The sequence below is a fragment of the Erysipelatoclostridium sp. DFI.2.3 genome, assembly GCF_019132535.1.
Taxonomy (GTDB): Bacteria; Bacillota_I; Bacilli_A; order Erysipelotrichales; family Erysipelotrichaceae; genus Clostridium_AQ; species Clostridium_AQ innocuum.
In genome coordinates this window covers 16528-28549 of sequence record NZ_JAHOOJ010000012.1, presented here as the reverse complement: position 1 = coordinate 28549, position 12022 = coordinate 16528, and the positions used below count along the sequence as shown (strand labels likewise).

Genomic DNA, 12022 nt, shown 5'->3' with positions numbered 1-12022 from the left:
TCCTATCCAACAGACAGCATATGTCAGCCGCAGGGATAATGTTGATGTGTCAAAGGATACCACGAATAAGGATGGGATTATGTATAACCTAATCTATTTGGAAGGTCAGAAAGAGCTACCCGATCATTGCATCGATGCGGGTGTCTCTTTTTTATATTCGCTCTGATCCGGCTCCTGTTTATGAAAGAATGAATTTCTTGTGAAAATATACACAAAGTGGTTGTTTTTCGATAGGTTTAGGCGTAGAATGTAACTATAGAAAGGGTTTTGTAAGCCCTATAAGGAGGAAAACAGACATGCAGAGATTTACATTGCCAAGAGATATGTATCATGGAAAAGGTGCTTTGGAGGCTTTGAAGACACTGGAAGGTAAGAAGGCAATCGTTTGTGTCGGCGGAGGTTCCATGCGCCGCGGAGGTTTTCTTGATCGTGCCGTTGCGTATTTGAAGGAAGCCGGTATGGAGGTTCGCTTATTTGAAGGCATCGAATCCGATCCGTCAGTGGAAACCGTTATGCGCGGAGCGGATGAAATGCTTGCATTTGAACCGGACTGGATCGTTGCGATGGGTGGAGGATCACCGATCGATGCGGCAAAAGCGATGTGGATCAAATACGAGTATCCGGAAATTACATTTGAGGATATGTGCAAGGTGTTCGGTATACCGAAGCTTCGCAGAAAAGCACAGTTCTGTGCAATTTCATCTACATCCGGTACGGCAACAGAGGTTACCGCATTCTCCATCATCACAGATTATCAAAAGGGTATTAAATATCCGATTGCGGATTTTGAGATTACACCGGATGTAGCAATCGTCGATCCGGATCTGGTAACGACGATGCCGATCAAGCTGGTCGCACATACGGGTATGGATGCCATGACACATGCCGTGGAGGCCTATGTTTCCACAGCCAACAGCAACTTTACCGATCCGCTGGCAATTCATGCGATTGAAATGATCAAGGAGCATCTGGTAAAATCCTATAACGGGGATATGGATTCCCGTGCGGCGATGCATGATGCACAGTGTCTGGCTGGACAGGCTTTCTCCAACGCACTTCTGGGAATCGTTCATTCCATGGCACATAAAACAGGGGCAGTGTTCGCAGATCAGGGCGCACACATCATTCACGGTGCGGCAAATGCAATGTATCTGCCAAAGGTCATCAAATTCAATGCAAAGGATGAAACAGCCAGAAAGCGCTATGGTGTGATTGCGGACTATATGCATCTGGGCGGCTCCAGTGATGAGGAAAAGGTGGATCTGTTGATTGCCTACCTGCGTGAAATGAGTGATGCGCTGCATATCCCGCACTGTATCGCACATTATGGAAAAGATGGATTACCTGCTGAAGAGGGCTTTGTCAGTGAAGACGTATTCCTGGCACGCGTTGAGGATATTGCGGCAAATGCCATTCTGGATGCCTGCACGGGCAGCAACCCGCGGCAGCCAAGTCAGGAGGAAATGGTCAAGCTTCTGAAGTGCTGCTATTATGATACAGAGGTGGACTTCTAGTACAGGAATTGAAAAGAGATAATGAATTTATAGCATATAAAAAGAGCGGATAGCCGGTGTAAACCGATTATCCGCTTTTGTCCTGGATCAGCTGTCAGCCTTCATACTGTAAGATTGCGCATCAGAAAGGCTGCGTGTTTTTTTGATTCTCCAGTTTTCTCATCCTGTAAACCGATGGGCATAAAAGCAATTCATGCTGGATACAGCGTTGTCATCCTTCTTCTTTCAGGCAGATGACATAGTTGCGGTATTTTTGATACAGCGTATCCGATAGCACTGCATCCAGATGAATACCATCTTCCTCATCTCTGCGGCTGATGACATGTGCATGCTTCATCAGCAGGGAATAGATACCGGTCTGCTGGTAGGGAATATGCAGCTCCACATGCTTTTCATCCGGATACAGGTGACTGTGGATCAAGTCCAGTAATTCCTGCAGACCGGCTTTTTCTTTGGCACTCATATACAGATCATGCGCATGCACCTGCGGATATTGATATCCGCTTTGATCGCACTTATTATAGACGGTAATCATCGGGATGTCAGCAGCCTTGATCTGCTGCAGCGTTTCCTGTGTGATCTCCATCTGTCTTGCATATTCCTCACTGGATACATCTACGACCTGAACCAGAAGGGAAGCATACTGCACCTCCTCCAGTGTGGAATGGAAGGCTTCCACCAGATCATGAGGGAGATCGGAAACAAAGCCGACGGTGTCGGATAACAGAAAGGATTTTCCATCCGGCAGATCGATATGGCGGATACTGGTGTCCAGAGTGGCAAACAGCATATCCTTTTCCAGCACCTTTTTATCCTCCTCATAGGGACTGCTGTGCTCCAGCAGCATATTCATGATGGTACTTTTTCCGGCATTTGTATAGCCGACCAGCGATACGAGCGGCAGCATGGATTTCTGTCTTGCCCGCCGCTGATTGAAGCGCTGTGCCTCTATTTTCTTCAGCTCTCTTTGCAGCTCCTGAATCCGTGCATTGATTCTTCTTCGATCCAGCTCCAGCTGCTTTTCTCCGGCACCCTTGTTTTTTCCGCTGCCGCTTTGTCTTCCCAGCTGTGTATTGGCACCGATCAGACGGGGAAGCAGCTTCTTCAGCTGTGCGCACTCAATTTGCAGTCTTGCGGTACGTGTGACTGCCCGGCTTTCAAAAATGGCGAGAATGAGCTCTGTACGGTCCATGACCGGCGTCTGTAGGATTTCCTCCAGATTGCGGATTTGCAAGGGACTCAGATCGTGGTTAAACACAACGCGTTGTATTTCCTGCTCCTGCAGGTATGCATGAATTTCCTCACATTTACCGGTACCGATATAGGTTCTCAGCGTAATGCTTTTCAGATTCTGTGTAAAGGTTTCCTTTATTTCCATATCGGCTGCCTGTACCAGCTCAATAAATTCCTCGTTTTTCTCTGCTTGTTCTGTGGTATCCGCCAGAACGATGATAACCTGCTGCATGACATCACTCCTCTAGTATCTTATTGTAGCATGTTTTCCTGCAGTTTATGAAAAGAATTCGGATTTGCGAATCAATCCTGTAAAAGTATGCGGATTTCGTTTATACGCAGGCGTTATCAGGAAAGGAAAAAAATGCTATGATGTGCTGTCTGCACGCTGACTGCAGGAAGGTGTATACGGTAAAAAACGGATGCCTGCAGGCATCCGCTCTTTTACAATCTGCTTATATAAGCGATTGTATTCCGGAATAAGAAAGCCTAAAGCGGCTGTGCCGCAGGTTTTCCTGTGGCTTCTATCTCCCGAAGCCAGTAATTCAGTATTTCCTGCAGCTTGCGTCCGCGCCGTACAATCTCATAATAATCCAGATTATGGCGAATGACAGGCTTTGGTGTTAACAGCATGTCCTCGTTTGTCCCATCCTGAAACTGCAGACGAAGATAGATGTTTAAGGGCTCATAGCCGTTTCCGCTGAACAGCGTGCCGTTTAGTATGGTATTGAGATTATTGTGACTGAGTGGTCTGAGCAGCAGCTCTGTTCTGATCAGTGTAGATAGGGGATACGTATGAGCGTTGGATGTGATATGCAGAATTCCGTTTTCCATTGTGAAGAAATCAGATCGTTTCATGAAATGCTCCTCCTTCCTGCCTTTTCTATCTTTAGTATATCATATGTTGTATAAAAAGTATATGGATTATAAGAAAAATAAGAAAAGTGTGCAGAATGAAGAAATCCGGGCAGTAATACCCGGATGTATCGCTATACAGGGAACATGCTTCAGGTAGGGAATATCATGGAAGGCTCAAAATTATTTCACAGGCTTGACGTGAATTCTTCCCCGATATTCTGTTTCTGCGAAATAGAGATTTTCCGCAATTCTTGCCTCGGGATTCAGCTTGACTTCCTTCAGCATCAGCTCCTTGAACGTTTCATAGCCCGCCATGTCAATCAGATGACCGCCATGCAGATAGCGCGGCTGTCCCTTCAGCACCTCGGCGGAGAAATCCTGCCAGTTGCGCAGGATTGCCAGAACGGCATCCTCACTCAGGAAATCCGCAAAGGTCTTTCCCATTCGCGGGTACTGCTTTCCGGTACGGCCGCCAATCAGAATTCGATAAAACGGCTTCGGGCTTCGCTGCATGGCATTGGTCGGACATACCAGCGTACATTCTCCGCAGCCGACACAGCAGCAGGTATCCTTTTCAATTTTACCGTTTTTCAGACTGAGCACTCTTGTCGCATGGAATTCGCAGGCCTTTACGCAGGAGCCGCAGCCGATACACAGATCGCTGTGATATGTCGGCTTTGTCAGACCGATGATTCCAAAATCATTGAAGTGTCCCTTGGCGCAGTCATTCGGACAGCCGGCAACCGCAGCCTTGATATGATAATGACTCGGGAATACCTCCTGTTCAATCTTTTTTGCCATATCCTGTGTATTGATATTCGCCTTGATACAGTGGATACCGCCGATACAGGCCATGACATTGCGGGCACCGATGGTCGGAAAGCCGGCATCGGTTTCCATTTTCACACCGCACTGGGCGATTTCAACATCCTCCAGATAGTCCTTCAGCTCTTTATTGACAGCATCGATATTCTCATATTTGATGCCGGGGATGGCAAAACACTGGCGGGAACCAAAATGAAAGGTGCCGTCTCCGTATGCTTCTGCCAGATGCTCGACGAAGCTCAGATACTTTGCCTGTATCAGACCGCCGGGAACACGCATCTGCAGCATGTATTCACCCTTGACCTTGGACTGACGGAAGCAGTTGGTACGAAGGGCGTTGATATTCATATCCTGTGACATATCGTTCACCTCCTAATCCACAAGCCCTTTGGCTTTGGTATACGGAAAGACAGGGCCTTCCAGACAAACATACGTTTCATTGATTTTACAGTGTCCGCATTTTCCAAGGGCGCAGGACATCTTCCGCTCAAAGGAAACATAGATATGGTCCTCTGTCACGCCGTATTTCATACATTCCTGTGCGGTGAATTTCATCATGACGGGAGGGCCGACAATGATAACGGCATATTCCTCCCCAAAATCCTGAAACGGGATATCCTTAACATAATTCATCGCAAAGCCTTCCTGAAAGCCTTCGCGTTCTCCGTGATCGAGTGTCAGCGTTGTATGGAAATGCTTCGCCTGCCGCCATTGGCGCAGGTCGTTTTCAAACAGAACGTGCTGTGCATCCCGAAAGCCTGCGATGACATAAACATCTCTGCAGTCCTGCGGATTGTTCAGATAATGATGCAGGGTACTGCGCACCGGGGACACGCCGGTACCTCCGGCGATAACAGCAATGTGTTTTCCCTTGAATTCCTCCAGCGGGAAGCCGTTGCCATAGGGACCGCGGATATAGATATCATCCTCTGCGTGAAGATCAAACAGGACATTGGTCAGTGTGCCGACTCTGCGAATCGTAAATTCCACGGTGGAATCGGTAAAGCTGGATACGGAAATCGGAGCTTCTCCGATCTTCGGCAGAGAAAGCTGGAAAAACTGTCCATGCCGAATCTGCGGATCCCTGAATTCGACAACAAAGGTGGATTCCAGATCGGTTTCCTCTATGATATTCAGGATGCGGTGCTTCTGCGGCAGCCATGGGTTGTTCATATCATTTCTCCTCCTTCATGTGTTCTACCTCGTCATGAAGACGCTGGATGATGTGCGTAAAGGATATATAGGACGGACAGATATCATCGCAGCGGCCGCAGCCTACACACATCTGATAGTCCGTGGCAAAGCGTTTTTTGAAATCATATACCTTGTGCATGGTTTTAAAGCGCATACGGTCCTTATACTCATCCCGGAAGGCATGACCGCCGTTTACCGTCGTGAAATCATCGTTCATACAGCCGGTCCATGTCCGGCGGCGTTCTCCGCTCTTTCCGTTTTCCGTATAGGGCGTATCCACCGTGTTGAAGCAGGAACAGGTGATGCAGACAGAATTGCAGGCACCGCAGCCGATACAGCGGCTCTGATAGTCCTTCCACATATCCAGTGTACGGATGGAGTCTACCATATCCTCACGGATATCCGGCACCTGTATGGTCGTTTTGTTTTCCCTGACAAATTTCGGCTGAAATTCTGCATGTTCAAATGCTGAAAACAGACGCGCAAGCTGTTCGCTGCGACATTCCACCAGTACGCGTCCCTCATCCTTCAGCGGACGCATGGCAAGGTCATATTCGTCTGTGACATTTGTTCCCATGGAACAGCAGGCACAGGATTCCCAGCCGTTTTCCGGACATTCCATCAGGATGAAATGCACCTTGTCCCGCATTCGTTTATAATAGGAATCCGGCTGCGGCCCGTTTTCCAGAAATATCTTATCCAGCCGCTTGATGCCGTGAATATCACAGCTTCGTGCAAATATCAGCAGGTCCTTTTCATCTGCCTGACTTTCCAGAAAATAATGCTCTGTGAAATGAAAGAGCGTCTGGTTGATCGGGTAGAAAACCTCCTTCGGGGAATAGTCACTGCGCTGTTCCCATTCGATTTCCTCCATACTGCGGATTTCCTGATAGCGGATGAGATCGGTATTGCAGTAGCGCCCCGCATTTTTCAGTCGCTTGGGAGCATAAATCCGATAGCTTTGCCGAAGTGTGTCGAATACCTGATTCACTTCCTCGAGTGTTAGTTGAAATGACATATGTCGTCCTCCTCACGTGCTTCCTCTATGTTTACAACCACCATATGCATGGACAGAGCATGTCATGCATACCGGTACTAAAGATATTGTAATCCCTTTCCCTGGCGAAGTGAATATGTTCACAAATGTATAAGCAATCCTAATATCTCTATAAATACAGGTAATGTCGGACGGATGGTGCTGCTTTCTCCGTGTATGTGCAGGAGAAGTGCATGAAAATGCAGCGCAGGGCAGATACCGTCTTCTTAATTATGGGGAAATATGTGAAAATACACATTTGAAGTTCAAACTATTTACTTTTGACAATCAAAGTACTATAATTCCATTTGAATTTCAAAGCATATTGCGTATTTGGGATTCATATCGTCAAAATTATCGAATTATATCGTCCTAGTAATCAATACTAGGGTTATTATTTACTTTTAAATCTAGTATCTAAAACTAAAATAGTTGACATTCTTTACCAGTAGTGTTATTCTGGTAGCAGTCAAAGTGAATTTGCACAGGAGGAACAAGTATGTTTGAAAAAGTAAAAGAAGTACTGATGGAGGCCATCAACGTCGACGAAGATATGATTAAACTGGAAGCAAACCTGAAGGATGATCTGGGAATTGATTCCCTGGCAGCCGTGGAGCTTTCTCTGGAGCTGGAAACAGAATTTGATGTACGCATTGAGGATGAAGAGCTGGCAAAGCTGGTTACCGTAGCAGATATCGTAAGCCTGCTGGAAAGCAAAGCGTAAACAAGAGAAAAGCCAAGATACCTTGGCTTTTTTAAAATCCGTAGGAGGTAAGTACATGAATACAGATAAGATCCAAGACATCATCCGCGTTTTCGAGGAAAGCGGACTTCACAAAATGGAGCTGGAAGTGGATGACATGAAAATAAAAATGGAGAAGGGGGCAGCTGCGGACAGCAGGGCTGTGCATATGGAACCGGTGATAACGGAACCGCTTCCCCCTGTGACAGCAGCACCACAGACTGCACCGCTTCCTGCAGTGGAAGTGAAGAAGGCAGCGGGGACCTGGGTGAAGGCGCCGCTTGTCGGCACCTATTACAATGCCCGCTCCCAGGGAGGAACGCCGTTTGTGGAAATCGGCCAGCAGGTGAAAAAGGGGGATGTCCTGTGTATTATCGAAGCCATGAAGGTCATGAATGAAATTCCTTCCCCGGTGGACGGTATCGTACAGGAGATTCTGATAACCAATGAAGCGATGGTGGAATTTGATCAGGAGCTGATCCGCATCGGTGAGGCCGCATGATCCGCCGACTTCTCATTGCGAACCGTGGAGAAATCGCGGTTAGAATCATCCGTACCTGCAAGGAAATGAATATTGAAACAGTTGCGGTGTATTCCACTGCCGATAAAGAGGCGCTGCATGTTCAGCTTGCGGATTATGCCGTATGCATCGGCGGTCCAAGAGCCAATGACAGCTATCTGAATATGAAGAATATCCTAAGCGCAGCCTGTATGACAGCCTGTGATGCGATTCATCCGGGCTTTGGCTTTCTGAGTGAGAATGCGAAGTTCGCCCGACTGGTGCTGCAGTGTGGTCTGATTTTCGTCGGTCCCAATCCGGATGTGATTGAGCAGATGGGAGATAAGAACAATGCCCGCCGCTGCATGATGGAGGCCGGGGTACCGGTCATTCCCGGCAGTAAGGATCTGTTGGAAACCGTACAGGATGCCGCAGCCATGGCAGAGAAAATCGGATATCCGGTGCTGATCAAGGCAAGCAGCGGAGGAGGCGGACGCGGAATGCGCCGTGCGGATTGTGCCGAGGAGCTTGCGGATGCCTTTGATACGGCGAAAGCGGAGGCCCGTGCAAATTTTGGGGATGACGCCGTCTATATGGAAAAATTCATCGTTGAGCCGAAGCATGTCGAGGTGCAGCTGATGGCGGATAAGCACGGGAATGTCGTGCATCTGTATGAGCGTGACTGCTCCTGTCAGCGACGCAATCAGAAGCTGCTGGAGGAGGCGCCCTGCCATATATTAGAGGAAGATGTACGTGAACATCTGCTTCGTGATGCCGTGCGTGCCGCAGAAAGTGTCGGCTATGACAGTGTGGGAACGATTGAGTTTCTGCTGGATGCCCGTGGAGAATACTATTTCATGGAAATGAATACACGGATCCAGGTGGAGCATACCATTTCCGAGGAAATATGCGGCATCGACCTGATCAAGCAGCAGATTCGCATTGCGGATGGTCATAAGCTTGCCTGTAGGCAGGAGGATATCGTCTGCCGTGGTCATGCCATCGAATGCCGTATCAATGCGGAGAATATCAAATATAATTTTGCGCCCAGTCCGGGACAGGTGAGCTTTATCAACTTTCCGCTGGGACGCCGTGTGCGCATTGAGAGTGCGGTATACAACGATTATAAAATACCGCCATATTATGATTCCATGATTGCCAAAATCATCACCTATGCGGATACCCGTCTGGAATGCATCAAGCGGATGCGCTCCGCACTGGAGGAGCTGTTGATCGAGGGTGTGGAAACCAATATCGAATTTCAGTATCTGTTACTGCATCATCCGACATTTGTCGGCGGCCGCTACGATACCGGCTTTATGGAATCATTTATAAAGGAGCTGAAAGAGGATGGAACAATTATTTAAGGTACGAAAGAACCGTCTGGACCTGTTTAAAAAACGCCGTACTCTGCCGGTAAGAGAACCGCTGGAGGCTCCGGATAATCTGTATAAAAGCTGTCCGCAGTGCAAGGAGAGTATCCTGTTTGAGGATCTTATGCACAATCTGTATGTATGTCCCCATTGCGGACATCACATGAAGCTGACCGCACGGGAACGCCTGCGCCAGATCGTGGATGAAAACAGCTTTACCGAGCTGGATCGAAGGCTCTTTCTGAAAAAGGAGCAGCTTGCTTTTCCGGGCTATGAGGAGAAGCTTTCCCGCCTGCAGAGGAAAACAGGTCTGCAGGAAGCGGTTGTCTGCGGTGTAGCGAGCATTGGCGGCTTTCCGTGTGCGATCGCCGTGATGGACAGCAATTTCTTTATGGGCAGTATGGGACAGATCGTCGGAGAGAAGATTACCCGCTGCATCGAATATGCGACGAAGAAAAAGCTGCCGCTGCTGATTTTTACGACAAGCGGCGGAGCGCGTATGCAGGAGGGAATCCTCTCTCTTGTCCAGATGGCAAAAACAAGTGCGGCACTTGCGAAGCACAGTGATGCAGGGCTGCTGTATATATCCTATCTGACACACCCGACAACCGGCGGGGTAAGCGCAAGCTTCGCCATGCTGGGGGATATCATTCTAAGTGAACCGGACTGCCTGATCGGCTTTGCGGGAAAACGTGTTATCGCCTCCACGGTCAAGGAGGAGCTGCCGGCCAACTTTCAGAAGGCGGAGTTTCTGCTGGAAAAAGGCTTTGTGGATGCGATTGTGGAGCGAAAGGACAGCAGGGATACCTTGCGGCGTATCCTGAAGCTGCACGAAAGGAGAGCATCATGAGCATAAAGGAAGCAGAAAGCAGCATTGCAGTTCTGGAAGCCGAGCTGGCAAAGCTGGATGCCATGGATCCTCACGCCGATGAGCTGCGTTTACAGATCGATCATTTACGAGAGGAAGCAATGATGCAGCTGGATGCCTGGGATACTGTTTATCTGGCACGCCATCCCAAGCGTCCAAAGGCTGCAGACTATATCCGGGCACTGTTTCCGGATTTCATGGAGCTGCATGGTGATCGCTGCTATGGAGATGATGCGGCCTGTCAGGGCGGCATTGCGACCTTTCATGGAAGAAGTGTAACCGTTCTTGCCCAGAGCAAGGGAAAGACGCTGGAGGAAAACATGAAGCGCAACTTCGGAATGCTGCATCCGGAGGGCTATCGCAAGGCAATACGACTGGCAAAGCAGGCGGAGAAGTTTCACCGTCCCATCATTACGCTGGTCGATACTGCGGGTGCGTACCCGGGAAAGGGTGCCGAGGAGCGCGGACAGGCGGAAGCCATTGCGCAGTGTCTGGCAGTGTTCTCAGAAATCCGTACCCCGGTGCTTGCCATCGTATTAAGTGAAGGCGGCAGCGGTGGTGCACTTGCCTTTTCGGTTGCGGATCACATCATGATGCTGGAGCATGCCATCTATTCCATTCTCTCCCCGGAGGGCTTTGCGAGCATTCTGTGGAAGGATGAATCCAGAGCGGCAGAGGCGGCCGGTGTGATGGAGCTTACGGCAGCGGATTTAAAGCGCAAGGGTATCATTGATACGATTATCGCGGAACCAAAGGGCGGCGCGCATATCTGCTTTGACTATGTAGTCGAGCATCTGCGGGAGCAGCTGGAAAATGTTCTGGATGATTTGTGCAAGAAAAAGGAAAAGGTACTGCTGGCAAAGCGGTATGAAAAATATCGAGTGATGGGGGCAAATTATGAAGAGCTGTAGCATCAAGGGACTGGGCTATGCGCTGGCAAAACGCCGCGTTACCAATGAGGATCTGAGCACCTTTGTCGATACGAATGACGAATGGATATCCAGCAGAACGGGAATCCGTGCCAGATATATTTCGGAAGAAGAGAATACGAGTGATCTTGGTGCACGTGCGGCCCGTATGGCAATCGACAAATCCGGCATTGATCCTAAAGAGATTGACCTGATCATCACAGCAACCTTCACACCGGATCAGACAACCCCTTCCACGGCGTGTCTGATTCAGGAAAAGCTGGGTCTGAACAAACAGCATATGATGGCGTTTGATCTGAATGCGGCATGCAGCGGCTTTCTGTACGCATTGCAGAGTGCCCATGCCATGCTTGCGGCAGGACAGGTGACGTGTGCCCTTATCATCGGTGCCGAGGTCATTTCCAAGCAGCTGGACTGGAACGATCGCTCCACCTGTATCATTTTTGCGGATGGAGCCGGAGCTGCCATCGTGAAGCAGGAGGATACGAATAAGCGTATGCTGCATTTTGCAGGGAGTATGGGAGATGCCGCCGGTGTGATTCACAGTGATGCCCCCAAACCAAGACCCTTGTTCTCAGAACAGCCCTATCAGCCCTCCGTGGTCTGCATGGAAGGAAATGCGACCTTTCGCTTTGCGGTGAAAGCCATGCAGGAGGCCATTGAGGATGTACTGAAACAGGCAGGGGAACGCATTGAGGATATCGACTGGATCGTACCGCATCAGGCAAATGTGAGAATCATCAACAACGTATGCAAACGCATGCACATCGACAAAGAGCATGTGTATATCAATATAGAGGAATATGGAAACACCTCGGCCGCAAGCATTCCGCTCGCTCTGGGAGAAATGAGTGAGAAGGGCTTGCTGCAGCCGGGTATGAAAATCGTTCTGAGCGGATTTGGTGCAGGCTTTACCTGGGCCGGCTGCTATATCGAACTGTAAGGAGAGCT

12 protein-coding genes are annotated in these 12022 nt (G+C 49.0%); 7 read left to right on the top strand and 5 right to left on the bottom strand.

Going from position 1 to position 12022, the window contains the following annotated elements:
* Positions 1–296: 296 nt before the first annotated feature.
* Positions 297–1514 carry an iron-containing alcohol dehydrogenase gene (locus KSZ58_RS13185; RefSeq protein WP_008817884.1) on the top strand — a complete coding sequence of 406 codons (1218 nt, stop codon included), beginning with the start codon at positions 297–299 and terminating at the stop codon, positions 1512–1514.
* A gap of 211 nt (positions 1515–1725) precedes the next feature.
* On the opposite strand, the gene hflX is transcribed toward KSZ58_RS13185, so the two are convergent.
* From hflX to asrA, 5 genes are all read right to left on the bottom strand, one after another.
* Positions 1726–2979, bottom strand: a complete 1254-nt coding sequence (gene hflX, locus KSZ58_RS13180; protein ID WP_021419917.1) for a GTPase HflX — start codon at positions 2977–2979, stop codon at positions 1726–1728.
* Between the two features lie 257 nt (positions 2980–3236).
* Positions 3237–3605 carry a hypothetical protein gene (locus KSZ58_RS13175; protein WP_002609671.1) on the bottom strand — a complete coding sequence of 123 codons (369 nt, stop codon included), beginning with the start codon at positions 3603–3605 and terminating at the stop codon, positions 3237–3239.
* Positions 3606–3785: 180 nt separating this feature from the next.
* Entirely contained in the window at positions 3786–4790 is a 1005-nt protein-coding gene (gene asrC / locus KSZ58_RS13170) for a sulfite reductase subunit C (RefSeq protein WP_009270837.1), read from the bottom strand.
* Between the two features lie 12 nt (positions 4791–4802).
* Positions 4803–5603: an anaerobic sulfite reductase subunit AsrB gene (gene asrB / locus KSZ58_RS13165; protein ID WP_009270836.1), complete on the bottom strand. Its 801-nt coding sequence runs from the start codon at positions 5601–5603 to the stop codon at positions 4803–4805.
* Between the two features lies 1 nt (position 5604).
* On the bottom strand, positions 5605–6642 hold the full coding sequence (asrA, locus tag KSZ58_RS13160) for an anaerobic sulfite reductase subunit AsrA (RefSeq protein WP_008817879.1): 1038 nt from the start codon (positions 6640–6642) through the stop codon (positions 5605–5607).
* A 517-nt stretch (positions 6643–7159) separates the two neighbouring features.
* On the opposite strand from asrA, the gene KSZ58_RS13155 reads away from it, so the two are divergent.
* The 6 genes from KSZ58_RS13155 to KSZ58_RS13130 are packed head-to-tail and all read left to right on the top strand — an operon-like array spanning position 7160 to position 12014.
* Positions 7160–7384, top strand: coding sequence for an acyl carrier protein (locus KSZ58_RS13155; protein ID WP_008817878.1), 225 nt, complete (start codon positions 7160–7162; stop codon positions 7382–7384).
* A 55-nt stretch (positions 7385–7439) separates the two neighbouring features.
* Entirely contained in the window at positions 7440–7904 is a 465-nt protein-coding gene (gene accB / locus KSZ58_RS13150) for an acetyl-CoA carboxylase biotin carboxyl carrier protein (protein WP_008817877.1), read from the top strand.
* Entirely contained in the window at positions 7901–9268 is a 1368-nt protein-coding gene (gene accC / locus KSZ58_RS13145) for an acetyl-CoA carboxylase biotin carboxylase subunit (RefSeq protein WP_009270835.1), read from the top strand. Before accB ends, accC begins: the two co-directional genes overlap by 4 nt.
* Positions 9252–10124: an acetyl-CoA carboxylase, carboxyltransferase subunit beta gene (gene accD, locus KSZ58_RS13140; RefSeq protein WP_009270834.1), complete on the top strand. Its 873-nt coding sequence runs from the start codon at positions 9252–9254 to the stop codon at positions 10122–10124. The genes accC and accD overlap by 17 nt, the downstream gene beginning before the upstream one ends.
* Complete coding sequence (locus KSZ58_RS13135) at positions 10121–11053, top strand: acetyl-CoA carboxylase carboxyltransferase subunit alpha (RefSeq protein WP_009270833.1); 933 nt, start codon at positions 10121–10123, stop codon at positions 11051–11053. Before accD ends, KSZ58_RS13135 begins: the two co-directional genes overlap by 4 nt.
* Positions 11040–12014, top strand: a complete 975-nt coding sequence (locus KSZ58_RS13130) for a beta-ketoacyl-ACP synthase III (RefSeq protein ID WP_008817873.1) — start codon at positions 11040–11042, stop codon at positions 12012–12014. Before KSZ58_RS13135 ends, KSZ58_RS13130 begins: the two co-directional genes overlap by 14 nt.
* Positions 12015–12022 lie beyond the last annotated feature (8 nt).

What these genes read in the sequence shown, in the direction of transcription:
- KSZ58_RS13155 (WP_008817878.1), top strand. Translation starts at nt 7,160, where the DNA reads ATGTTTGAAAAAGTAAAAGAAGTACTGATGGAGGCCATCAACGTCGAC.
- KSZ58_RS13130 (WP_008817873.1), top strand. Translation starts at nt 11,040, where the DNA reads ATGAAGAGCTGTAGCATCAAGGGACTGGGCTATGCGCTGGCAAAACGC.
- accD (WP_009270834.1), top strand. Translation starts at nt 9,252, where the DNA reads ATGGAACAATTATTTAAGGTACGAAAGAACCGTCTGGACCTGTTTAAA.
- accC (WP_009270835.1), top strand. Translation starts at nt 7,901, where the DNA reads ATGATCCGCCGACTTCTCATTGCGAACCGTGGAGAAATCGCGGTTAGA.
- KSZ58_RS13135 (WP_009270833.1), top strand. Translation starts at nt 10,121, where the DNA reads ATGAGCATAAAGGAAGCAGAAAGCAGCATTGCAGTTCTGGAAGCCGAG.
- asrA (WP_008817879.1), bottom strand. Translation starts at nt 6,642, where the DNA reads ATGTCATTTCAACTAACACTCGAGGAAGTGAATCAGGTATTCGACACA.
- accB (WP_008817877.1), top strand. Translation starts at nt 7,440, where the DNA reads ATGAATACAGATAAGATCCAAGACATCATCCGCGTTTTCGAGGAAAGC.
- KSZ58_RS13185 (WP_008817884.1), top strand. Translation starts at nt 297, where the DNA reads ATGCAGAGATTTACATTGCCAAGAGATATGTATCATGGAAAAGGTGCT.
- asrC (WP_009270837.1), bottom strand. Translation starts at nt 4,790, where the DNA reads ATGTCACAGGATATGAATATCAACGCCCTTCGTACCAACTGCTTCCGT.
- KSZ58_RS13175 (WP_002609671.1), bottom strand. Translation starts at nt 3,605, where the DNA reads ATGAAACGATCTGATTTCTTCACAATGGAAAACGGAATTCTGCATATC.
- asrB (WP_009270836.1), bottom strand. Translation starts at nt 5,603, where the DNA reads ATGAACAACCCATGGCTGCCGCAGAAGCACCGCATCCTGAATATCATA.
- hflX (WP_021419917.1), bottom strand. Translation starts at nt 2,979, where the DNA reads ATGCAGCAGGTTATCATCGTTCTGGCGGATACCACAGAACAAGCAGAG.